Source organism: Brevibacterium sp. HMSC22B09, from assembly GCF_001806795.1.
Taxonomy (GTDB): Bacteria; Actinomycetota; Actinomycetes; order Actinomycetales; family Brevibacteriaceae; genus Brevibacterium; species Brevibacterium ravenspurgense.
This window is the reverse complement of the sequence record NZ_KV786004.1, coordinates 99,817-123,132: the sequence shown is the minus strand read 5'-3', so window position 1 is coordinate 123,132 and position 23,316 is coordinate 99,817. Positions and strand designations below refer to the sequence as shown.

18 protein-coding genes are annotated in these 23,316 nt (G+C 61.8%); 3 read left to right on the top strand and 15 right to left on the bottom strand.

Annotation, left to right across the window (positions count from 1 at the left end):
* Positions 1 to 495 precede the first annotated feature (495 nt).
* The 10 genes from secG to HMPREF3087_RS02790 are packed head-to-tail and all read right to left on the bottom strand — an operon-like array spanning position 496 to position 14,052.
* Positions 496 to 738 (bottom strand): preprotein translocase subunit SecG, encoded by a 243-nt coding sequence (gene secG / locus HMPREF3087_RS02835; RefSeq protein WP_082784752.1) that lies wholly within the window; start codon positions 736 to 738, stop codon positions 496 to 498.
* A 13-nt stretch (positions 739 to 751) separates the two neighbouring features.
* Entirely contained in the window at positions 752 to 1,543 is a 792-nt protein-coding gene (gene tpiA, locus HMPREF3087_RS02830; protein WP_070427975.1) for a triose-phosphate isomerase, read from the bottom strand.
* 10 nt (positions 1,544 to 1,553) lie between these two features.
* The gene (gene pgk / locus HMPREF3087_RS02825) at positions 1,554 to 2,774 is read right to left on the bottom strand and encodes a phosphoglycerate kinase (RefSeq protein ID WP_070427974.1); all 1,221 of its coding nucleotides are present in this window, start codon (positions 2,772 to 2,774) and stop codon (positions 1,554 to 1,556) included.
* Positions 2,775 to 2,799: 25 nt separating this feature from the next.
* Positions 2,800 to 3,804, bottom strand: a complete 1,005-nt coding sequence (gap, locus tag HMPREF3087_RS02820) for a type I glyceraldehyde-3-phosphate dehydrogenase (RefSeq protein ID WP_062021263.1) — start codon at positions 3,802 to 3,804, stop codon at positions 2,800 to 2,802.
* Between the two features lie 48 nt (positions 3,805 to 3,852).
* Positions 3,853 to 4,836, bottom strand: a complete 984-nt coding sequence (whiA, locus tag HMPREF3087_RS02815; protein WP_019175071.1) for a DNA-binding protein WhiA — start codon at positions 4,834 to 4,836, stop codon at positions 3,853 to 3,855.
* Between the two features lie 16 nt (positions 4,837 to 4,852).
* Positions 4,853 to 5,866: a gluconeogenesis factor YvcK family protein gene (gene yvcK, locus HMPREF3087_RS02810; protein ID WP_070427973.1), complete on the bottom strand. Its 1,014-nt coding sequence runs from the start codon at positions 5,864 to 5,866 to the stop codon at positions 4,853 to 4,855.
* Position 5,867: 1 nt separating this feature from the next.
* Positions 5,868 to 6,740 (bottom strand): RNase adapter RapZ, encoded by an 873-nt coding sequence (rapZ, locus tag HMPREF3087_RS02805; RefSeq protein WP_070427972.1) that lies wholly within the window; start codon positions 6,738 to 6,740, stop codon positions 5,868 to 5,870.
* Positions 6,741 to 6,773: 33 nt separating this feature from the next.
* Positions 6,774 to 8,630 carry an excinuclease ABC subunit UvrC gene (gene uvrC, locus HMPREF3087_RS02800; RefSeq protein ID WP_070427971.1) on the bottom strand — a complete coding sequence of 619 codons (1,857 nt, stop codon included), beginning with the start codon at positions 8,628 to 8,630 and terminating at the stop codon, positions 6,774 to 6,776.
* Positions 8,623 to 11,520 (bottom strand): excinuclease ABC subunit UvrA, encoded by a 2,898-nt coding sequence (gene uvrA, locus HMPREF3087_RS02795; RefSeq protein ID WP_070427970.1) that lies wholly within the window; start codon positions 11,518 to 11,520, stop codon positions 8,623 to 8,625. Before uvrA ends, uvrC begins: the two co-directional genes overlap by 8 nt.
* Before the next feature lie 3 nt (positions 11,521 to 11,523).
* Entirely contained in the window at positions 11,524 to 14,052 is a 2,529-nt protein-coding gene (locus HMPREF3087_RS02790) for a DEAD/DEAH box helicase (RefSeq protein WP_070427969.1), read from the bottom strand.
* A 52-nt stretch (positions 14,053 to 14,104) separates the two neighbouring features.
* On the opposite strand from HMPREF3087_RS02790, the gene HMPREF3087_RS02785 reads away from it, so the two are divergent.
* Positions 14,105 to 14,398, top strand: a complete 294-nt coding sequence (locus tag HMPREF3087_RS02785) for a YciI family protein (RefSeq protein ID WP_061942957.1) — start codon at positions 14,105 to 14,107, stop codon at positions 14,396 to 14,398.
* A gap of 68 nt (positions 14,399 to 14,466) precedes the next feature.
* Here the strand turns inward: HMPREF3087_RS02785 and HMPREF3087_RS02780 are convergent, their stop codons facing one another.
* Together HMPREF3087_RS02780 and uvrB are read right to left on the bottom strand one after the other, a co-directional pair.
* On the bottom strand, positions 14,467 to 15,453 hold the full coding sequence (locus HMPREF3087_RS02780; RefSeq protein ID WP_070427968.1) for a TerC/Alx family metal homeostasis membrane protein: 987 nt from the start codon (positions 15,451 to 15,453) through the stop codon (positions 14,467 to 14,469).
* 180 nt (positions 15,454 to 15,633) lie between these two features.
* Positions 15,634 to 17,778: an excinuclease ABC subunit UvrB gene (gene uvrB / locus HMPREF3087_RS02775; protein ID WP_062021240.1), complete on the bottom strand. Its 2,145-nt coding sequence runs from the start codon at positions 17,776 to 17,778 to the stop codon at positions 15,634 to 15,636.
* A 92-nt stretch (positions 17,779 to 17,870) separates the two neighbouring features.
* Here uvrB and HMPREF3087_RS02770 point away from each other — a divergent pair, with 92 nt between their 5' ends.
* Positions 17,871 to 18,299, top strand: a complete 429-nt coding sequence (locus HMPREF3087_RS02770; protein WP_019175080.1) for an OsmC family peroxiredoxin — start codon at positions 17,871 to 17,873, stop codon at positions 18,297 to 18,299.
* A gap of 127 nt (positions 18,300 to 18,426) precedes the next feature.
* On the opposite strand, the gene coaE is transcribed toward HMPREF3087_RS02770, so the two are convergent.
* The 3 genes from coaE to rpsA form a co-directional block, all read right to left on the bottom strand.
* Positions 18,427 to 19,029 (bottom strand): dephospho-CoA kinase, encoded by a 603-nt coding sequence (gene coaE / locus HMPREF3087_RS02765; protein ID WP_070427967.1) that lies wholly within the window; start codon positions 19,027 to 19,029, stop codon positions 18,427 to 18,429.
* Positions 19,023 to 20,750, bottom strand: coding sequence for a hypothetical protein (locus HMPREF3087_RS02760; protein ID WP_141738852.1), 1,728 nt, complete (start codon positions 20,748 to 20,750; stop codon positions 19,023 to 19,025). The genes coaE and HMPREF3087_RS02760 overlap by 7 nt, the downstream gene beginning before the upstream one ends.
* Before the next feature lie 61 nt (positions 20,751 to 20,811).
* Positions 20,812 to 22,290 carry a 30S ribosomal protein S1 gene (gene rpsA, locus HMPREF3087_RS02755; protein ID WP_019175083.1) on the bottom strand — a complete coding sequence of 493 codons (1,479 nt, stop codon included), beginning with the start codon at positions 22,288 to 22,290 and terminating at the stop codon, positions 20,812 to 20,814.
* A 189-nt stretch (positions 22,291 to 22,479) separates the two neighbouring features.
* Between rpsA and HMPREF3087_RS02750 the strand changes: the two genes are divergently transcribed.
* Positions 22,480 to 23,316, top strand: coding sequence for a class I SAM-dependent methyltransferase (locus tag HMPREF3087_RS02750; protein ID WP_070427965.1), 837 nt, complete (start codon positions 22,480 to 22,482; stop codon positions 23,314 to 23,316).

Sequence of the window (23,316 nt, the reverse complement as noted above, 5' to 3'; positions counted from 1 at the left end):
GCACGGCGGAGCTTTCCGCCTGAACGACTGAGGGCCCCCCAGCCATGTGCTGCGGGGCCCTCAATCTTGTGCTGGGACGCTGCCGAGGTCGAGGCCCGGTGCCGAGGTATGTTCTGCTCCCAGCCGGGGCGGCACCTCGGACCCACCGCCCGACTGTTGAAACAAGCCCAAACAAAAACACCTGTTAGCAAGAAATCCACCCCTTAGCCGCAAAGAAACTCCCGGCAGCCGGAATCTGCGCCTTAGCAAGAACTGCTAACGGGAGTTTCTGTTGCTAAAGCGTGGGCAGCCATTGTTGGGAGTTCTGCCGAGGCGGGGTGCCAGTAACAGCTGCCTCATCATGTGCGGGATACTCACGAGGTGGAGATCCAGTGCCGAGGTATGTTCTGCCCCCAGCCGGGGCGGCACCTCGGACTTAAGCCCGAGCAGAAAGCCTCCGGACAGCACAAAAGCGCCGCTGCCACACGGGCAGCGGCGCTTCAGAGATCAGCCCTCTTACTGGAAACGGACGATAAGTCCCAGAAGAACAATGGCGGCAACCCACACGATCGCGGTGAGCGCGGTGAACCTGTTGAGGTTGCCTTCAGCGACACCGGACGCACCAAGGTTGGCGCTCATGCCGCCGCCGAACATGTCGGACATGCCGCCGCCCTTGCCTTTGTGCAGAAGAATGAACAGCACAAGAATGAAGCTCGAGAGCACGAGTACGCCTGTCAGAATCCACGTCAGAATAGTCACGCCGGATATCCTATCAGTCAGCCGAAGCTCGTACAGCGCTCAGGCACAGCGTGGCGAAACCTGTCGGATCGAGGCTCGCTCCTCCGACAAGGGCACCATCGACATCAGCCTGGCGCATGATGTCGCCGACATTGTCCTGGTTGACGGAACCGCCGTACAGAATGCGCACCGACTGCGCGAATGCATCCCCATAGGAATCACTCAAGAGCCCGCGGACGGCCGTAGCCATCGTGCCGGCGTCCTCAGCCGTCGCGGTTTCGCCAGTGCCGATAGCCCACACGGGTTCATAGGCGATGACGAGTCCTTCAAGGTCGTCCGCAGACTGTCCTTCAAGCGCCCCAGTTACCTGCGACAGGGTGTACTCGATGTGGCTTCCCTCTGCACGGACTTCCTGCGGTTCGCCCACACACAGAATCGGCGTAAGCCCGTGGCGCCGCGCGGCGCGAACCTTCTGACCGACGAGCGCGTCGTCCTCACCGTGGTGTGCACGGCGCTCGGAGTGGCCGACGACAACGTACTCGCAGCCCAGCTGGCTGAGGAAACGACCGCTGATTTCGCCGGTGTAGGCGCCTTCGTCGTGAACTGAGAGGTCCTGTGCCCCGTAAGACACTGGAACCTTGTCGGCCTGGACGAGTGTCTGCACCGAACGGATATCGGTGAACGGTGGGATCACTGCGATGTCAGCGGTCGAGCCGTCGAAGCGCGCGTCGCGCAGCGACCATGCCAGCTTCTGGACCGAGGCGATCGCCTCGAGATGATCGTTGTTCATCTTCCAGTTGCCGGCCAGGAGTGGTTTGCGGGTCATTGCTGTGCTTTCAGTTGAGTGCTGTCAGTCCGGGCAGTTCTTTGCCTTCGAGGTATTCGAGGCTCGCACCGCCGCCGGTCGAGATGTGGCCGAAGTCGTCATCGGAGAAGCCGAGAGAGCGCACTGCCGCGGCGGAGTCTCCCCCGCCGACAACTGTGAGCCGGCCATCGGCCTCGGAACCGTGGGCGGTGGTCAGCGCCTCGGCTACCGCCTTGGTGCCGGCCGCGAAAGCCGGGATTTCGAATACTCCCATGGGACCGTTCCAGAAGACCGTCTTGGCCTGCTTGATGATCTCAGCGAAGTGCGCCGCGGATTCCGGCCCGATGTCGAGGCCAAGAGCATCCGCACCGGCCGGGGTGTCCTCGAGCGCGTCAACCGGTGCAACCCAATGCTGCGCGTCCGCACCGAACTTTTCCGCCATGACAATGTCGGTGGGCAGCACGATGTCAACACCGGCCTTTTCGGCCTTTTCGAGGTAGCCCTTGACAGTGTCGATCTGGTCCTCTTCCAGCAGCGAAGACCCAACCTCGAAGCCCTGGGCTTTGAGGAAGGTGAAGACCATACCGCCACCGATCAGCAGCGAATCAGCGCGATCAATGAGCGAATCGATGACGCCGAGCTTGTCCGACACCTTCGAACCGCCGAGGACAACCGCGTACGGGCGCTTGGGATCGTGCAGCAGGCGTTCGCTCACTTCGACTTCAGCGGCGACGAGACCACCCGCGAAGTGCGGAAGGCGTGCAGGAAGGTCGAACACGCTGGCCTGCTTGCGGTGAACAACACCGAAACCGTCAGAGACGAAGGCCTCCCCCAGGGCTGCCAGCTGGTCCGCGAAGGCGCCGCGTTCGGCACCGTCCTTCGATGTTTCGCCCGGGTTGAAGCGCAGGTTCTCCAACAACAGGACTTCGCCGTCGGCCAGCGCACCAGCGCGGGCTGCTGCGTCTTCACCCACGGTGTCCGTGGCGAACTGCACCGGACGGCCGATGGCCTCAGCCAGTGCCGGGGCTACCGGACCAAGGCTGAACTCGGGGTTCGGTTCGCCCTTGGGACGGCCCAGGTGCGCAATGACGATGACGCGAGCACCCGCTTCGGCCAAAGAGGCGATGGTCGGAGCGGAGGCCTCGATTCGGCCGGGGTCGGTGATGGTGTCGCCGTCCATCGGCACGTTGAGGTCAGAACGAACGATGACGCGCTTGCCGGCGAAGTCGCTCGGATTGGTGAGAGTCTGCATAGTGTCCTTTTCTCAGTGCCGTTGTTCAGAGGCGTTCGGCTACGTAGTTTGTCAGATCGACCAGGCGCTCGGAGTAGCCCCACTCGTTGTCGTACCAGGAAACGACCTTGATCTGGTCGCCGACTTTGCGGGTGAGCTGAGCATCGAAGATCGAGGAGCGGTCTTCCATCACGATGTCCGAGGACACGATCGGGTCTTCCGTGTAGCCCAGAATTCCCTTCAGCGGGCCCTCGGCAGCCTTTTTGACCGCAGCGTTGACTTCTTCGACCGTGGCGGCCTTGCTGGGCAGGAACGTCAGGTCGACGAGCGATCCCGTGACGACCGGCACGCGGACTGCGAAGCCGTCCAGCTTGCCTTCGAGTTCAGGCAGAACCTTGCCGACGGCATTTGCAGCACCGGTGGTTGTCGGCACGATGTTGACAGCGGCCGCACGTGCCCGGCGCAGGTCCTTGTGCGGCCCGTCGACGAGAGCCTGACCGCCCGTGTAGGCGTGGATCGTGGTCATGATGCCGGATTCGATGCCGAACTCTTCGTGCAGGACCTTCGCCAGCGGCGCAAGGCAGTTGGTGGTGCAGGACGCATTCGAGAACACGTGGTGCTTCTGCGGGTCGAAGTCCTCGTGGTTGACGCCCATGACGAACATGCCGTCGTCTTTTTTGCCCGGAGCTGACAGAAGAACCTTCTTAGCGCCCCCGTCGATGTGCTTCTGGGCCTGGTCGCGCTTGCGGAACTTGCCGGTCGCTTCGATGACGATGTCGACGCCGAGCTCACCCCACGGGATGTCAGACGGGTCTTTGTGGGCGCTGGCGTGGATCGTTTTGCCATCGATGATGAGCGCGTCGTCGGTGTGTTCTACGGTGCCGCCGAAGCGGCCCCACACGGTGTCGTAGCGGAACAAGTGGGCGAGGCTTGCGTTGTCGGTGAGGTCGTTGACGGCAACCACTTCGAGCGAAGTGTTCCCGGCGAGGATCTGGCGCAGGACGGAACGGCCGATGCGGCCGAACCCGTTGATTCCGATGCGGACTGTCATGGTGTCTGCCTTTCGCGTGTGCAGGGTTCCGTGAGTACGAGGTGGTGGTCAGACGTCATCGAGCATTTCGGGGGTGAGGCTGGCCTTCGTGTCGGGAACGCCCATTTCTTCAGCCTTCTTGTCCGCGGTGGCCAGCAGCCTGCGAACACGGCCGGCAATGGCGTCTTTTGTCATGGGCGGATCGGCCAGCTGGCCGAGCTCTTCCAGCGAGGCCTGCTTGTGCTTGAGCCTCAGCTTCCCAGCGTAGCGGAGGTGATCGGGAACATCGTCACCGAGAATCTCGAGTGCTCGCTCAACGCGGGCGCCGGCGGCGACAGCGGCACGGGCGCTGCGGCGCAGGTTGGCATCGTCGAAGTTCGCCAGGCGGTTGGCGGTGGCGCGGACTTCACGGCGCTGGCGGCCTTCTTCCCACTCTTTGCGCACCTCGGTCGCGCCCATGGCTTCAAGAAGTTCGCCGATTGCTTCACCGTCACGGATGACCACCCGGTCGACTCCGCGGACTTCGCGGGCCTTCGCGATGATGCCCAGGCGGCGAGCAGCACCGACGAGCGCCAGTGCCGCTTCCGGTCCGGGGCACGTGACTTCGAGAGCTGATGACCGGCCCGGTTCGGTGAGCGAACCGTGGGCGAGGAACGCGCCGCGCCATGCGGCCTTCGAATCGTTGATGGAACCGTTGACAACGGCCGGCGGCAGACCGCGCACGGGCCGCCCGCGGTTGTCGATCAGGCCCGTCTGGCGGGCCAGTGCCGGCCCTTCGGCGGTGACGCGCACGATGTAGCGTTCGCGCTTGTTCAGGCCCGAGGCTCCCATGACGGCGACTTCCGGCGATGCGCCGTAAAGGGTTGCGATTTCGCCGTACAGGCGGCGGGCTGCCGCCGCAGTGTCGAGTTCAGCTTCGATGACGATTGAACCGGCCACAATGTGCAGAGCCGACGCGAAGCGCAGCGTCGACGCGACCTCAGCTTTGCGGGCGGGCGAACGGCGTTCTTCCACCCGGGTGAGTTCGTCTTTGACCTTTGCGGTCAGGGACATGGGGTTCCTTCCTCAGTCACCACTGTTCATCGGTCTTCAGACCGGCGTTGACAAACATATCGCGATAGCAGGCAGCCAGCTTCAGCGTGTCGTGCTGGCCGCGGACACGTGCCGCAAGCGGCCTTTCCCACAGCGTTGCCGAAAAGAGCCTTTCCGCTGCCTCTCGCAGACCTTTTTCCTCCGCAGCTGCTGTTTCGTCGACCAGAATGTAGTCGAAACTGAGCTCCGGCGCGTGTTCGTTCAGCGATTCCAGGTGCTCAGTCAGACTCAGCCCCCGGGTTTCTGCTGATGCTCCCGGCAGGTTGAGGGTGAGCGACTTCACAGCTGACGAGGTGCAGATCGCCTTGGCCAGTTCCGGCACCAACAGGTGCGGCATGACCGAGGTGTACCACGATCCGGGGCCGAGGTTGAGAACATCGGCCTGCTCCACCTCGGCAATTGTCTCCGACCGCGCCGGCGGCGCGGCGGGATCGAGCCGCACTTGAGACACGGTCCCCTGACTCGAGGCAATCTGAGACTGCCCGCGAATAACACCGACTGAGCCATGGCTGTCGGCAACGTCGGCTTCGATCGTCAGCGGCAGCGACGACATGGGCAGAACTCGGCCGTGAGCGCGCAGCAGGCGGGCCACCCAGTCGAGGCCGTCGACTTCGTCCCCATGGATCTGCCACAGGGCGCTGATGAGAAGATTGCCCACCGAGTGGCCGTCGAGGGGACCCGTGGAAGCGAAGCGGTGCTGAATGACGTCGCGCCAGATGCGGCCCCATTCGCTGTCATCCGTCAGAGCGGCCAGAGCCATGCGCAGGTCCCCCGGCGGCAGACCGCCGAACTCCTGACGCAGACGTCCGGAGGAACCACCGTCGTCAGCGACTGTGACAACTGCAACGAGGTCCTCCGTCAGCAGGCGAAAAGCCCGCAGGGCTGCGTACAGGCCGTGACCGCCGCCGAAAGACACGACCTTCGGGCCAGAGCGCTTGGCGGGATGCTTCAGATACAGCGGAAGCTCCGCTGTTGTAACCGGGGGTTCCATGTCATTCCTTCCCCAGGTCGCGGTGGCGCAGAGTGGCGGACGCGTTCGTCAGTTCCGCCAACCGGCGATGAACCGCCTCAGCGACAGCTACCGAGCGGTGTTTGCCGCCGGTGCATCCAATGGCGATCGTCGCGTAGGGACGGTGGTCGGCCAAATAGCCGTCGATGACGATTTCCAAGGCCGACACGTAGCGGTCAATGAAGTCTTGGGCGCGAGGCTGCGTGAGCACGTATTCGGCAACCGGCTCATCTGTTCCGCGCAGCGCTTTGAGTTCCGGCACCCAGAAGGGGTTCGGCAGGAAGCGCACATCGGCCACGTAGTCGGCGTCTTTCGGGGTGCCGTATTTGAATCCAAAGCTCATAACGGTCAAGCGCAGAGCAGATGACCCGTCCTTGTCGAACAGACGGCGGATTTCATCGCTCAGCTGGTGAACGTTGAGGTCGGACGTGTCGATGATGACATCAGCGCTGGAGCGCACCGGATCAAGCTCGCTGCGCTCAGCTTGGAGCCCGTCGACAATCGTGCCGTCCCCCTGCAGCGGATGAGGGCGGCGAACAGATTCGTAGCGGCGCACAAGGGCGTCGTCGTTGGCGTCAAGATAGAGAATGCGGATGCCCTCGGGGCCATGCAGGTTACGCAGCGTGTCTTTGAGCGTTGTGAACATGCCGCGCCCTCGGACATCGGCAACGACCGCGACCTTCGGGCCGTCGCCGTCGACTCGGCTTACAAGGTCGACAAGACCGCTGATCATCTGCGGCGGCAGATTGTCCACAACGTACCAGCCCATGTCTTCGAGGGCCTTCGCCGCGGTTGAACGTCCGGCACCGGACATGCCCGTCACGACGAGCACAGTGTCACGCTGATTGGTGGTCATGCGTTCTCCTTATTGCTTCCCCGCCTGATTCTTTCAGTCTTTTCTGAACGCGGCCACAATGCGCTCGGCCAAAGCGGGGCCGATCCCCTTGACTTCGGTCAGCTCTTCGACGCTGGCCTTTTTGATCTTCGTGACGGAGCCGAAGTGGTCAAGAAGAGCAGTGCGTTTGGCGGCACCAAGGCCTTCGACGGTGTCGAGTGCCGAGGCGGTGATCTTTCGTTTGCTGCGCTGGAAGGTGATGGCGAAGCGGTGCGCTTCGTCGCGGATGCGCTGCAGCATGAACAGGCCTTCCGAGTTGCGCGGGAAGATGACGGGGAAGTCATCCCACGACACCCATACCTCTTCGAGCCGCTTGGCCAGGCCGACGACTGTAATGTCGACCAAACCAAGGTCATCGAGTGCTCGTCTGGCAGCCGACACCTGCGGCAGGGCGCCGTCGACCACGAGCAGCGAGGGTCGGTAGCCGAACTTGGGATCCTCGTCTTCACGGGCCAGGGATTCCAGGTACCGGCTGAATCTGCGGGACACGACGTCGTACATTGCCGAGGTGTCGTCCCGGGCCGCGTCCCCTGTCACCGAGAACCTGCGGTAGTCCCGCTTGACCGGCAGGCCGTCTTCGAACACCACGAGTGAACCGACGACGTCCTCACCGTGGAAGTGCGAGTTGTCGATGCACTCAATGCGCAGGGGAGCTTCTTCCAATCCCAGATTCTCTTGGATTTCATTGAGCGCCTGGCTGCGCGTTGTCAGGTCTGACGACCGCCGTTTCTTGTGCAGTTCAAGCGCCTGCTCGGCGTTGGCAATGACGGTTGTGAGCGCTGCGGCCTTCTCCCCGCGTTCGGGAACCCTGATCGTCACCTTCGAACCGCGCGTTTCGCCGAGCCAGTCTTCCAGCACCGTGTGGTCTTCCGGAAGGGTATCGACGAGGATTTCCTTCGGAATGGCATCGGCTTCGACGTCCAGGTATGCCTGCCGCAGGTAGTCACTTGTCAGCTGGGCTGCAGTGAGGTCCTGCATGCGTTCGATGATCCACCCGCGCTGACCGCGGATTCGGCCGCCGCGGACGTGGAACACCTGGACTGATGCTTCGAGTTCTTCGACCGTCAGTCCGAAGATGTCGGTGTCGACGTTCTGCGACAGCATGACGGAGGATTTGTCGACGATTTTTTCTAAAGCCTCGATTTCGTCACGCAGCTGCGCGGCTCTTTCGAAGTCGAGTTCGCCGGCGGCCTCTTTCATTGCCCGCTTGCGCGTCGAAATGATCTTCCCGGTGCTGCCGGACATGAACTCTGTAACACCGTCGACAAGCTCCCGATGCGCCTCTGGGGTAATCCGGTCAACACACGGAGCGGAGCACTTGTCGATGTAGCCCAACAGGCACGGTCTGCCCGAGCGCGCGGCACGGTCAAAAACTGTTTTTGCGCACGTGCGAACGGGGAATGCCTTCAGCAGCAGATCCAGCGATTCGCGGATCGCCCACACGGCAGTGAACGGGCCGAAGTACTTGACACCCTTGCGGCGTTTGCCGCGAGTGACGAAAACCCGCGGGTACCGGTCCTTCACAGTGACCGCCAGGTAAGGGTAAGACTTGTCGTCGCGGAACATTACGTTGAACCGCGGCTTGAATTCGTTGATCCACGTCCATTCCAGGCGCAGCGCCTCGACTTCGCTTTCCACGATCGTCCACTCAACGGACGAAGCCGTGTGGACCATAGTGAAAGTCCGCGGGTGCAGGCCCGCGGGATTGGCGAAATAGGAGTTCAGCCGATTGCGCAGATTCTTCGCCTTGCCGACGTAGATGATCCGCCGTTCGTCATCGCGAAATCGGTAGACCCCCGGAAGCGTGGGGATCTCACCCGGTTTCGGCCGATACTGACTCGGATCAGCCAATGCGGCTCGCGATCTCCGGCATGGCAGCCAGGTAGCGCCCGGTGTGGCTTGCCTCAACCTGAGCCACTTCCTCAGGTGTGCCGGCAGCGACAACCGTGCCGCCACCTCGGCCGCCTTCGGGGCCCATGTCGATGATGTAGTCGCTCGCGGCGATCACGTCGAGATTGTGCTCGATGACGATGACCGTGTTGCCCTTGTCGACCAGCCCCTGCAGCACCAGCAGCAGCTTGCGGATGTCCTCAAAGTGCAGGCCCGTGGTCGGTTCATCGAGCACATAGACGGCGCGACCGCGCGTGCGCTTCTGCAGTTCAGCTGCGAGCTTGACGCGCTGGGCCTCACCGCCGGACAGCGTGGTTGCCGGCTGGCCCAGGCGCACATAGCCCAAGCCCACCTTGACGAGCGTGTTGAGGTGACGCGAAATTGCCGGAACCGCTTCGAAGAATTCGGCCGCCTCTTCGATCGGCATGTCGAGTACCTCGGCAATCGACTTGCCCTTGAACTTCACTTCGAGCGTTTCGCGGTTGTACCGCGCTCCCCCGCACACTTCACAGGGCACGTAGACGTCCGGCAGGAAGTTCATTTCGATCTTGATGGTGCCGTCACCGGAGCAGTTCTCGCAGCGACCGCCCTTGACGTTGAAGGAGAAGCGGCCCGGCTGATAGCCGCGCATGCGTGCCGTCTCAGTCTCTGCGAACAGCCGGCGCACGTGGTCGAAAACACCCGTGTAGGTGGCCGGATTCGACCTGGGTGTGCGGCCAATGGGCGACTGGTCGACGTGGATGACCTTGTCGAGCTCTTCAACACCCGTCACCCGCTTATGCAGGCCGGGTACGCGCTTGGCGTTGTTGAGCTTGTTGGCCAGCTCGCTGTACAGGATGTCGTTGACCAGCGTCGACTTGCCGGAACCGGACACACCCGTGACGGCGGTGAGAACTGACAGCGGGAACTTGACCGAAATGTCCTTGAGGTTGTTCGCCCGAGCCCGCTCGACACCGAGCATCCGCTTGCGGTCGACCGGCCTGCGCACATCAGGCACGCCGATCTTCTTACGTCCGGCAAGGTAATCACCGGTTGCCGAACCGTCTGCCTCTGGCAGACCCTTAACGGGCCCGGAGTAGACAACCTGACCACCGTGTTCACCAGCGCCCGGGCCGATATCGACAATCCAGTCCGCCGCATCGATCGTCTCTTCGTCGTGTTCGACGACGATGAGGGTGTTGCCGAGGTCCCGCAGCTTGATGAGGGTGTCGATGAGCCGACGGTTGTCCCGCTGGTGCAGGCCGATGGACGGTTCGTCGAGAACGTACAGAACGCCGACCAGACCGGAGCCGATCTGCGTGGCAAGCCGGATCCGCTGTGCCTCACCGCCGGAGAGCGTCCCAGCGGCCCGGTCGAGTGACAGGTATTCCAGGCCAACGTCCAGCAAGAACTGCAGACGGGCCCGGATCTCCTTCATCACCTGGTCGGCAATACGTGCGTCACGTGCGCTCAGTTCGAGGCCGCCGAGGAACTCTGCCGCCTGGTCAATCGCCATCCGGCTGACATCCGCAATCGAGGTGCCCGCCACCGTGACGGCAAGCGCCTCCGGCTTCAGGCGGGTTCCGTCACAGGACGCGCAGGGGACTTCGCGCATGTACGCCTCGTAGCGGTCACGGGCAGTGTCTGATTCGGTTTCGCCGTGCTTGCGCAGGATGTAGTTGAAAACGCCCTCGAAGCCCGTCGAGTAGGTGCGCTCGCGGCCGAAGCGGTTGCGGTACTTGACGTGGACCTTGTAGTCCTTGCCCTTAAGAATCGCGGTGCGGACCTTCTTCGGCAGATCTTTCCACGGGGTCTTCAGATCGAAGCCGATTTCGTCGCCCAGGCCTTTGAGCAGGCGGTTGAAGTACTTCATGGTCGACTTGCCGTGCGACCACGCGGCGATCGCGCCCTCGGCGAGCGTCAGTTCGTCATCCGGGACGACGAGGTGCTCGTCAACCTGCAGGCGCACACCGATTCCGTCGCACACGGGGCAGGCGCCGAAGGGCGAGTTGAACGAAAAGGTGCGCGGCTCGATCGTATCGGTGGTCAGCGGGTGGTCGTTGGGGCACGACATGTGTTCGGAGAACGTGCGGATCTCGTCTGAGTCGACAAGCAGAACGTCGAGGCGACCGTCAGCTGTGCGCAGCGCTGTTTCGACCGAGTCCGTGAGCCGCTGGCGGATGCCGTCCTTGGCAATGAGGCGGTCGACGACCACCGAAATGTCGTGCTTGTACTGTTTCTTCAGCGTGGGCGGCTCACTCAGGCTGATCTGTTCCCCGTCTACCCAGGCGCGCGAAAAGCCCCGACTCTGCAGCTGTTGGAACAGCTCGGCGAACTCGCCCTTGCGCTGCCTGACTACCGGTGCCATGACGATGAACTTGGTGCGCTCCGGCAGGGTCAGCAGCTGATCAACGATCTGCTGGGGTGTTTGGCTGGAGATCTCCTCACCGCACTGCGGGCAGTGGGGAATGCCGATGCGCGCCCACAGAAGGCGCATGAAGTCATAGACCTCGGTGATGGTGCCGACTGTCGAACGCGGGTTGCGCGAGGTGGACTTCTGGTCGATCGACACCGCCGGGGAGAGCCCCTCGATCATGTCAACGTCGGGTTTGTCCATCTGGCCGAGGAACATGCGGGCATAAGACGACAGCGATTCGACATAGCGACGCTGACCCTCGGCGAAGATCGTGTCGAAGGCGAGTGAGGATTTGCCGGAGCCAGAAAGACCGGAGAACACAACGAGACTGTCCCGCGGCACCTCGACATCGATGTTTTTGAGGTTGTGTGCCCGGGCGCCCTGCACGATGATCGTGTCGAGGTGAGACACTCCCCCGCCGGCGGGCCGGTGAATCTGGGATTCGTATGCGGTCATGTATCAGCTCTCCATTTCTGAACGCGGGGCAACGTCGATGATCGTCACCGCGGGTTCTCCAAGATCATCCGAGGCATCAAGGTCAACTCGAGCGCGAATGGCCCAATCCCTGTCGCCTTCAGGGTCGTCGAGTATCTGGTCGACCATCCAGGTTCTGCCGTCACGGCGGATGTGCACGAAAGCAGCCGAACGCGCATCGGCGCCGACTCCGAGGTCACCGTACTCGTCGTAGAAGGCTTCGATTGCATCCTCCCACTGCCGGTGGTCCCATCCGTCCTCGCCGTCGAGCTCACCCAGGGCCCGGTAAGCGGCGCGCTCGGCCAGAAGCACACGGTGGAACAGGGCGTTGCGGACAAATATCGTGAAAGCGCGCTCATCGTCGGTGAGCTTACGGGCTGCGTGCTCCAGGGGAAGGGTATCGGTCTCTTCAGCACCGGCCCTGCGCAGAGCCTCCCATTCCTGCACGAGGGAGGAATCAACGCGCAGCACGAGATCACCCAGCCAGTCGATGATGTTCTGCAGCGGTTCCGTCACAAGGTCTTCCGGCACTGTCTGGACGAGCGCGCGATAGACATCCGTCAGATAGCGCAGCAGTCCGCCCTCAACGCGAGCCAGCTTGTAGTACATGACGAACTGCGAGAAGTTCATGGCCTGGCTGATCATGTCGGCCACAACGGCTTTTGGCTCAATGCCGATCTCGCGCAACCACGGAGCGTGCTCCGTGAACGCCTCATAGGCCTCATCCAGCACATCCCCGTTGGGGCGGGGCAACTCCATTTCGTCGATGATCGCCATGCGCTCGTCATAGGGCACACCCTCAGACTTGAGCGCCTGGATCTCTTCACCCTTGAGCCGATCCAGTTGTCCGCGCAGAACGTGGTACGGAACTTCTGTCGTCGCCTCGATGACGCTGAGGACGTTGTCCGCCCAGTCGTCTGCTTCGGGGTCAAAAAGCTCCAAGGCAGCCAAAGCGAAAGGTGACAGCGGCTGGTTGAGTGCGAACTGCGGACCGAAGTCCTCGGCGAGTTCAAAGCGCACCCTGCCGTCCTCTTCTGTGCGCACGAGGACGTCCGCATTGAGCAATGCGCGGCCGATGCGCAGCGCGCGCAGCTGCATGTCGAGTTTGCGCGACGGAGTTTCGTGAGTCGAGGCAATGAAGTCGCGCACGGTCTTCACGACATCTCCCCCGCGGGCGGCGAGGTTGATGACAGTCGAGTGCGTGATCTTCATGCGCGAGCGGAGCTCTTCGACTTCGCTGTCGCGCAGGTTCTCGAAAGTATCCTGTGACCAGCCCACGAAGCCCGCCGGCGGCTGCTTCTTAGCCGGTTTGCGCTTCTTATTGCTGTTGGCGGCCTTATCCGCCGCCTTCTTGTTTTCGATTTCGTGTTCGGGTGCCTGCGCGACCACAAAACCGACGGTGTCGAAGCCCGCACGGCCGGCGCGGCCGGCGATCTGCTGGAATTCGCGGACTGTGAGCCGGCGCATCTTCGAACCGTCGAACTTCGTCAGCGCTGTCAGCAGGACTGTTCGGATGGGCACGTTGATGCCGATGCCGAGCGTGTCCGTGCCCGAAATGACTTTGAGCAGCCCCTTGCCGGCGAGATGCTCAACAAGGCGTCGGTATTTGGGCAGCATGCCGGCGTGGTGGACGCCGATGCCGTGCAGCAGAAGCCGCTTGAGCGTCGTTCCGAAGCCCTTCTGAAAGCCGAAGCCGCGAATCTCATCGGCGATCGCCTCGCGCTCCTCGCGGGTGGCGAGATTGGCGCTCACAATCGACCCGGCCAGCTCTGCTGCCTGCCGCTGGGAAAACGACACAACGTAGACGGGAGCCTGATCGTGGCGGACGAGGGCGTGAAGGGTTTCCTGCAGCGGTTCTTCCGAGTAGCTGAATTCCAGCGGCACCGGTCTCTGCGCACCCGTCACATAGGACGTGGACCGTCCGGTGAGCTCCTCCATGCCCTTGGCGATAGCGGTAGTGTCGCCGAGGGTTGCGGACATGAGGACGAACTGCGACTGCGGCAGCGTCAGCAGCGGCACCTGCCACGCCCAGCCGCGCTGGGGATCGCCGAAGTAGTGGAATTCGTCCATGATGACGATTCCCACGTCCAGCATTGGGCCTTCACGCAGCGCCTGGTTGGCGAGGATCTCCGCCGTGGCGCAGATGACGGGAGCGTCCGCGTTGACCGAACTGTCACCGGTGACCATGCCGACGTTGTCGGCACCCAAGCGCTCGCTTAAGTCAAAGAACTTTTCCGATACGAGAGCCTTGATCGGAGCGGTGTAGTAGACCCGCACCCCGGTGCTGACACCCCAGTAGGCGGCGGCGAGGGCCACCATCGACTTTCCGGAGCCGGTGGGTGTTGCGACGATCGTGTTGTCGCCGGCGAGAACTGCGAGTATCGCTTCCTGCTGAGCGTCGTACAGGCTCAGGCCCAAACCGCTCACATAGTCTTCGAATGCTTCGTACACGGTGTCGGCAGAGGCGAATTCTTCCGGTATCTGCTCAAGTGCACTCACGAAGCGATTACCCATTCCTGAACTAGACTGACTGGAACTACCCATTATTCCCCATGAGAGGAACGCCATGGCTTTCTATGCGGTCACCTATCGCTACAGCGACGATGAACAGACGCGAATGGAGGTGCGTCCCACGCACCGGGAGTGGCTGGCCAAACTGGCTGATGCCGGCATGCTCATGGCGTCGGGTCCTCTCGCCAATGTTCAACAGCCGGGTGCCCTCCTGATATTCCAGGCTGACGACAAGGCCAATGTCGAAGACCTCCTGACGAACGATCCCTTCGCAGAAGCTCGGGTCATCACCGAGACCACGATCGACGAATGGGACATCGTCATCGGAGGCTTCGGTCAGGCACGCTGATCTGATCTTCAACGACAAGGGCGGACGCACATGCGTCCGCCCTTTTTGTGCTGTTCGGTCGGCTGACCTCAGCTGCCGAGGTGCTCGCTGCGGAAGTGCCGGTAGTCGCGCCGGCGCTTGACGAGGCTGGCGATGACGGCGACCGTCATCGATACGACGATGACGCCGAGTGAGACTGCCAGAGGGATTTCCGGAAGCTGGTGGGCGAAGGTTTCGCGGGCTGCCGTGTAGATGAGCTTGAAGCCGATGTAGCCGAGGATGACCGCGATACCGTATTTGAGGTACTGCAGTTTGTCGGCCATGTTCTCCAGCAGGAAGTACAGCTGGCGCAGACCCATGAGTGCGAACAGGTTTGCGGTGAAGATGATGAACGCCGAACGGGTGACCGCCATAATCGCAGGGATCGAGTCGAGTGCGAACATGACGTCCGTGGTGCCGATCGCGATGAACACCAGAAGCATCGGTGTGGCAAACCGCTTGCCGTCGATCTTCACGAAGATCTTGTTGTCGTGGTAATCGTCCGTGAACGGAAACCGCTTCTTCACCATGCGGACGAGCAGGTTGTCACCGCCGTCGTCGTCGTCCTTCTCCGTGGCCTGCTTCCACGCGGTCCACAGGAGGAACGCACCGAAGATGAAGAACACCCAGATGAACTTCTCGATGACCCACACGCCCGCGAGGATGAAGATGCCCCGGAAGACCAGCGAAAAGATGATGCCAACCATGAGGACTTCCTGCTGATACCGGGGCGGCACCTTGAAGGCAGACAGCACGATGATGAACACGAAGACGTTGTCGATTGACAGCGAATACTCCATGAGCCATCCGGCGAGAAACTCGCCGCTGGCCTGCTTATTGCCGAAGAGGTACAGCGCGCCCGCGAAGATCAGGGCGAGTGCGACGTAGAAGCCGACCCACAGGCCGGCTTCGCGGTTAGAAGGCCGGTGTGGGCGTTTGAGGATGAGCAGCAGGTCTGCCAGGAGAAGCACACAGAGTGCGCCGAGGACGATGAATTCAAAGGTCAGCGAAAGGCCGCTGGCTGATTCGTGGTGCACGAGAGTTCTTTCTTAGGGGTCGATGACGTCCGTGAAAGTCTTTCCTGCGCCGCTGCTGCGCGCTGCTGACCCGGAACCCGACCCGGCTGGCCGCCGGACGGTTTCGTGTTGACGAATCAGCACATGAGGATACTCCCCTTCACCAGCTATCCAGTCTAGAACACAGCGAGGACCGACTGCTCAGCTTTCGCGCTGGATCTGACGCAGATCACGTTTGAGCTCCTGCAGTTCGTCGCGCAGACGTGCCGCGAGTTCGAACTGGAGGTCGGCTGCCGCCTGGTTCATCTGTTCGGTCAGTTCAGCGATGAGCTCAGGCAGGTCGGTCGTCGGTGGGCGCACCGATGTCGGCTGCCCTGTCTCCTGACCGGCCGAACGGGCGCGCTGCTCATCGGTTTGGGCCGAGTTGTAGCCGCGTTTGCCCTTGCCGTAGTCGAAGTCGTTGAGAAGCTCCGCGGTGTCTTCGTTGTCGCGTTTGAGGCGCTCCGTGATGTCCGCGATCTTCTTGACCAGCGGCTTCGGATCGATTCCGTGCTCTTTGTTGAACGCGATCTGCTTTTCGCGGCGGCGCTCGGTTTCCTCAATGGCCTTCTGCATGGACTCCGTGCGGGTGTCTGCGTACATGTGCACTTCGCCGTTGACGTTTCGGGCAGCACGGCCGATTGTCTGAATGAGCGAGGTGGTGGATCGCAGGAAACCCTCCTTGTCCGCATCGAGGATCGACACGAGCGACACTTCGGGCAGGTCGAGACCCTCACGCAGCAGGTTGATGCCGACCAGCACATCGAAAACACCGGAGCGCAGTTCGCTCAGCAGCTCAACACGGCGGAGGGTGTCAACGTCCGAGTGGAGGTATTCAACCCGTACGTTGTGGTTGAGCAGATAGTCCGTCAGGTCTTCGGCCATCTTCTTCGTCAGCGTCGTCACGAGCACGCGCTCGTTGCGCTCCACCCGCAGGTTGATTTCATCCAGCAGGTCGTCAATCTGACCGCGCGTGGGTTTGACGATGACCTTCGGGTCCACCAGGCCAGTGGGGCGAATGATCTGTTCGACAACGCCGTTGGAGCGCTCAAGCTCATAGTCACCGGGTGTAGCCGACAGGTAGACGGTCTGGCCGATCCGATCCTGGAACTCCGAGAACCGCAGCGGCCTGTTGTCCAGGGCGCTCGGCAGCCGGAAGCCGTGCTCAACGAGTGTCCGCTTGCGCGACATGTCGCCTTCGTACATACCGCCGATCTGTGGGATTGTGACGTGCGATTCGTCGACCACCAGCAGGAAGTCCTCCGGGAAGTAGTCCAACAGACAGTTCGGCGCGGTGCCGGCCGCACGACCGTCAATGTGCCGCGAGTAGTTCTCAATCCCGGACGTGAAGCCCATCGACTGCATCATTTCGAGGTCGTAGGTGGTGCGCATCTTCAGCCGCTGGGCTTCCAGCAGCTTGTTCTGGCCCTCGAGTTCGGCCAGTCGCTCCTGCAGTTCCGCCTCGATATCTGCAATTGCCCGAGCCATGCGGTCTTCACCGGCCACATAGTGCGACGCCGGGAAGATGTGGATGACCTCTTCTTCGCGAATGATTTCGCCGGTCAGCGGGTGCAGGGTGTAGAGAGCTTCGATTTCGTCGCCGAAGAACTCAATGCGGATGGCGAGCTCTTCATACTGCGGGATGATTTCGACCGTGTCACCGCGCACGCGAAACGTACCGCGGGTGAATGCCACGTCGTTGCGGGTGTACTGCATTGTGACGAACTGTTTGAGCAGCGCATCACGGTCGACCTCTTCACCCACTTCGAGTGACACCATGCGGTCCACGTACTCTTCCGGGGTTCCCAGACCGTAAATGCAGGACACCGTTGACACGACGACGACATCCCTGCGGGTCAGCAGTGCGTTCGTTGCGGAGTGGCGCAGACGCTCAACCTCGTCATTGATCGACGAGTCCTTTTCGATGAATGTGTCCGTCTGCGGCACATAGGCTTCCGGCTGGTAGTAGTCGTAGTAGGACACAAAGTATTCAACTGCATTGTTCGGCAGCAGCTGCCGGAACTCATTGGCCAGCTGAGCGGCCAGGGTTTTGTTGTGCGCCATGATGAGCGTGGGCCGCTGCACTTCTTCGATCAGCCACGCTGTTGTCGCTGACTTACCCGTACCCGTAGCACCCATCAGCACGACGTCTTTTTCGCCCGCCCGCAGCCGCTCGGCCATTTCGGCAATCGCCGTGGGCTGATCGCCAGACGGCTTGTATTCGCTGACGACCTCGAACGGGGCCACCGAGCGGGTGACTTCCGGCCGGTGACCGATCTTGGGAACGGGAAGAGACTGCTGCGCCATGCTCCCAGGCTACTCTGCACGGCAGCACTCCACGAGCACCGGAGTGGCCAAAGCGCATAGAGTTGGAGTGAACCCCAATCTGAGGAGGCAAAATGAGCCGCGTAACAAAAGCACAGGCCACCTGGAAGGGCCACTTGGCTGACGGCGAAGGTTCCGCTTCGCTGGAAAGCTCAGGTTTAGGCCCGTTCACCGTCAACTGGACGAACCGAGCGGAGTCCCAGGTCGACAAGGTCACCAACCCCGAAGAGCTGATCGGTGCCGGCCTGGCATCGTGTTTCTCGATGGCGCTGGCCAACATCGTCGCAGAAGAGGGAGCCACTCCCGAACAGATCACGACGGGTGCTGACATCACCTTCGACCCGGTCAAGGGAATCCAGGAAATCCACCTCGTGACCGTGGGCCGTGCGGAAGGCATCGAACAGAAGACCTTCCAGACTCTTGCCGAGCGGGCCAAGAAGACCTGCCCAGCTGCAAAGGCTCTCTCAGGTGTGAAGATCACGCTCAGCGCCACAATGGCCTGATCTGCCCGCAGACATGAGAACAGCGCCGTCATTGACGGCGCTGTTTCCTTTTGTCCGTGTGGATCTGCTGGACAGCTGACTCACGAGGCGGAGCCTCCGAAGATCTGTCAGTTTCCAGAGGATGTGCTCAGGCTTTGCGCGCTGCCGGTTCGATCACGTTCTGGAAGGCGTCTGCGAAGCGCTCCTCGAATTCTTCGGGAGTGCCTGAATTGTCGAGTACGACATCCGCAATGGCCTGACGCTGGTCATCAGAGGCCTGGCGGAGGATCCGCTGACGGGCGTCAGCTTCGTCCATACCGCGAAGTTCAACCAGGCGCTGCAGGCGCACTTCCGCGGGGACATCGACAACAACAACCAGGTCGTAGTCGTCCTCCAGGCCGTTTTCGGCCAGCAGCGGAACATCGTGCACGACAATCGGCGCGTCGGCATGTTCGGCAAACAGCTCCCGTGTCCGCTGTGCAATAGCCGGGTGCATGATGTCGTTGAGAGCCCGGGTGGATTCGGCGTCGGCAAAGGCAAGGCGTGCCAGTTCCGCGCGGTCAAGTTCACCGTCCTTGAGAACCGATTCGCCGAAGCGCTCCCGCAGAGTTTCCAGAGCCGGCTGACCGGGCTCGACGATTTCGCGAGCGACGGCATCCGAATCGATAACGGGAATGCCGCGCGCGGTGAAAAGCGCCGCAGCAGTTGATTTGCCGGCTCCGATACCGCCGGTCAGACCGATTTTCAGCATCCTTGCTCCTTGCTCAGTTTGATCATCCACACCCCTCCGGTGTGCTGGGGTGATACACCAGCAGCGGCTCCGACAGCGTGGGCGATGTCCGGGGCCGGCTGCGGCAGGTAGAAGCCGTCATCTGCGATGAGGATGTAGTCCACTCCCCCGCGGCACAGTTCCCGAACTCCGTCCCTGAGCTCTTCAGCGCTCGGCACCGGAGAGTCACGGTGTTCTTCTAGCAGAGTATCGAGCGAATCGGCGGCAGCCGCGTAGGTGACGGGTGCGTCGTCGCGTCCGCCGATGAAATAACCCCCGGTTTCCCGGTAGTGCAAGCCGGACACCGCCTGCCAGAGCATCGCCTCGTCCGCCCGAGGGTAGGCCCAGGCCCGGGGTCTGGGAAGTGTTTTGACGAGTGCACCTGCGGGAATCGCATCCCGTACCTGATCGGTGTAGAACTCCGGGATGTGCAGATCGCGGGCGGGGACAGGAGCCGCAGAGGTCAGAACGAGGACTCCGCTCAGAGCAGTGCCGATAAGCGCGCGTGACGAAACTCGTCTGGCGCTGTTCAGCAAAAGCGCAGACAGGACAGAGCAGGCCAGGACCACGTGGACCATGAGCCGCATCGGGAGGATATTGCTGAGCACCGGGATCAGCTCTACCAGGCGGAACGGCCCGTAGGGCAGCAGCTGCTCACCGCCTAAGAAGATGGGCGAGCCCAGGGACAGCGCCCACATGCCGAAGCCAGTACACGCTGCGGTGCGGGCAGCTGGACTGCGCTTCCACAGGAGTACTACGGCAGCGAGGCACACAACGAGCCACAGGATGCTGAGGTAGCCGCCCAGTTCAGATGGGTCAATCGGTTCGACGCGGGGCAGTTCACGCCCGGTGCCTATCCACGTGTACGGGCCCGGCGTCATGACGTCCAGCACGTCTGTGTTCCAGACCCCGTGCGGCCGAATGGAATCACGCGGGCGGTTCGGCGCAAACCACATAGTGAACAGCAGCGGTGAGGCGATGACAAGGGCGATCCCTACTGCGATAGAACCGCGCAGAACAACCGCGACTAAGAACGGCCGAACGTGTGGCCACGCTGTCAGACACGCACCCGCAGAGAATACGAGAACCGCGAGGAAGGTGCCTGCCAGCAGCTCTGTCGAAATATAGAACTGCCAACCCAGAACAATGCCGAACGGGACAGTCCACCGGCGGTCGTGTGCGACAAGAACCATCATGAGCACGACTAAAGGTGGGAACACCGCCCATGCCAGGTTGAGGTGACCCGATGACTGCGCGATCGTGTAGGTCGAGAAACCGTAGAGAGCACCGCCGAAGAACGCCGGCACTAGACGGGTGAAACGGCGAATGAGCAGCGCTGCCGTCAGAGCAGACATCACCGGGGCGCACACGATCGCAAGGTTGTAGCTGACGACGGGCCCGAATACCCACGTCACCGGAACAAGCGGGAGGCCAATGCCGACCAAGGACGTGTTCCACGCTCCGTTGACTCCCACGGGAGCGTTCATCGCAGTGGTGTAAAGCAATGAACCGTTGCCGGTGGTCCTGCCGAACCATCCCGCGACGACATCGGCCGTATGTGCAATCCACCAGATGAAAAGCGAGGAATCGTCGTTGTCGGCAAACACCCTGCCATCGAAATCAGCCAAGAGCTCAGCGTAGACACAAGCGGACAGGCATAGGAGCGCCGCTGTGTAGATCAGCCAGGGAACAATCTTCTTCATGCCAAAAGAAGAGGCCGTGGCCACTCCGGAGGGAGCGGCCACGGCCTCACTTCAGAGAAGGTCAGCTGCCAGCGAGCTTTTCGCGCAGAGCGGCGAGAGCTTCGTCGGAAGCCAGGGTGCCTTCGTCTTCAGCGGATTCTTCCGTGCTGAACGAAGCGCCCGCACCGGCTGCGTCGTCGCCAGCCTGAGCGGCGGCTTCTGCATCGGCGGCGATTGCGCGAGCAACCTGCTTCTTGTGCTCTTCCCAGCGTTCCTGGGCGGCAGCGTACTGCTGCTCCCATTCTTCGCGCTGTGCTTCGTAGCCTTCCATCCATTCCTGGGTTTCGGGGTCGAAGCCTTCGGGGTACTTGTAGTTGCCGTCTTCGTCGTACTCCTGGAGCATGCCGTAGAGGGCCGGGTCGAGGAATTCCTCGGCGTCCGGGTCTACACCTTCGTTGGCCTGCTTGAGCGACAGCGAGATGCGGCGGCGGTCCAGGTCGATGTCGATGACCTTGACGTAGATGGTTTCGTCGACCGAAACGACCTGTTCGGGCAGGTCGATGTGGCGGACAGCGAGTTCGGAGATGTGCACGAGGCCCTCGATGCCGTCTTCGACGCGAACGAACGCACCGAACGGAACGAGCTTGGTGACCTTACCGGGCACGATCTGGCCGATGACGTGGGTGCGAGCGAAGTGCTGCCACGGGTCTTCCTGGGTTGCCTTGAGCGACAGGGAGACGCGTTCGCGGTCCATGTCGACGTCGAGAACCTCGACCGTGACTTCGTCGCCGACTGCGACGACCTCGGACGGGTGGTCGATGTGCTTCCAGGACAGTTCGGACACGTGGACGAGTCCGTCGACTCCGCCCAGGTCCACGAAGGCACCGAAGTTGACGATCGACGACACGACACCGGGGCGCACCTGGCCCTTCTGCAGGGTCTGCAGGAAGTCGTGGCGGACGGCCGACTGGGTTTCTTCCAGCCATGCGCGGCGCGACAGAACAACGTTGTTGCGGTTCTTGTCGAGCTCGATGATCTTGGCTTCGACTTCCTGGCCGATGTACGGCGTGAGGTCGCGCACGCGGCGCATTTCAACAAGCGAAGCGGGCAGGAAGCCGCGCAGTCCGATGTCGACGATGAGGCCGCCCTTGACAACCTCGATGACCGAACCGGTGACGACGCCGTCGTCTTCCTTGATCTTTTCGATGTCGCCCCAAGCGCGCTCGTACTGTGCGCGCTTCTTCGAGAGCATCAGGCGACCGTCTTTGTCTTCCTTCGTCAGCACGAGGGCTTCGATCGGATCCCCGACTTCGACAACCTCAGAGGGGTCGACGTCGTGCTTGATCGACAGTTCGCGCGAAAGGATGACACCTTCCGTCTTGTATCCGATGTCGACCAGGACTTCGTCGCGGTCGACCTTGACGACTGTGCCCTCAACGATGTCTCCGTCGTTGAAGTACTTGATGGTTTCGTCGACTGCCGCGAGGAAATCTTCCGCAGATCCGATGTCGTCGACAGCGATCTGCTTGGTGTTCGCCGCGTCCGGCGTGCTAGTGGTCATAAAGTTAGGGACTCCGATTTGGATTATCCGGTCCGGGCGGGCTGCTCGGTCCGGAGCTCGTGTTGGTATGGACAGATATTCTGTGTACGCGGGCGCGTTATCAGCGCAAGCATTACACAGTGAATAATCGTAACATCCATTGAGGCGGTTTAGAATAGACAGCCCGCTGTTCAATAGGAATGGAAGTGTATGAGCACGTCTGACGGCTACCCCAGCATCATCTCCGGCGGATACTTTCCGATCGACGAAGAGGCCTCTGTCAGGGCAAATCGCACCTATTGGGACAATTCGGCGGAAGACTATCTGGCCGAACACGGCTCATTCCTCTGCGCTAAAGAATTCATCTGGTGTCCAGAGGGGGTTAACGAAGACGACGTCAACCTGCTCGGCGATGTTGCGCGCCGGCAGGTGCTCGAAATCGGCTGTGGCGCGGGCCAGTGTTCGCGCTGGGTTGCCGAACAGGGCGGTATTGTCACCGGATGCGATGTTTCGTCCGGCATGCTGGAACAGGCTGCGCGTCTGTCCAGGGAGAACCCGCTGAGCGAATCCGCCACTCCGCCCACCTTCCTGCTGGCCGATGCTCGCCAGCTGCCCTTCCCTTCGGGTTCCTTTGACATCGCCTTTTCGTCTTACGGCGCTCTGCCCTTCGTGAAGGACGCTGAAAAGGTCCTGGCCGAAACTGCCCGGGTTCTTCGCCCCGGGGGCCGCTGGGTGTTCTCAGTAACCCACCCGCTGCGGTGGATCTTCCCGGATGTTCCGGGTGAAGACGGCCTGTGCGTCGAATACTCCTACTTCGACCGCACTCCCTACGTCGAACTCGACGAACAGGGCAACCCGGTCTACGCCGAGCACCACCGAACGCTGGGCGACTGGATTTCACTCATCCACGGTGCCGGTTTCGTCCTGGAAAAGCTCACCGAACCTGAATGGCCCCAAGACAACGACACTTCGTGGGGCGGCTGGTCTCCCCTGCGCGGCAAGCTGATGCCGGGCACCGCGATCTTCTCAACGCGACTGGCTGACTAA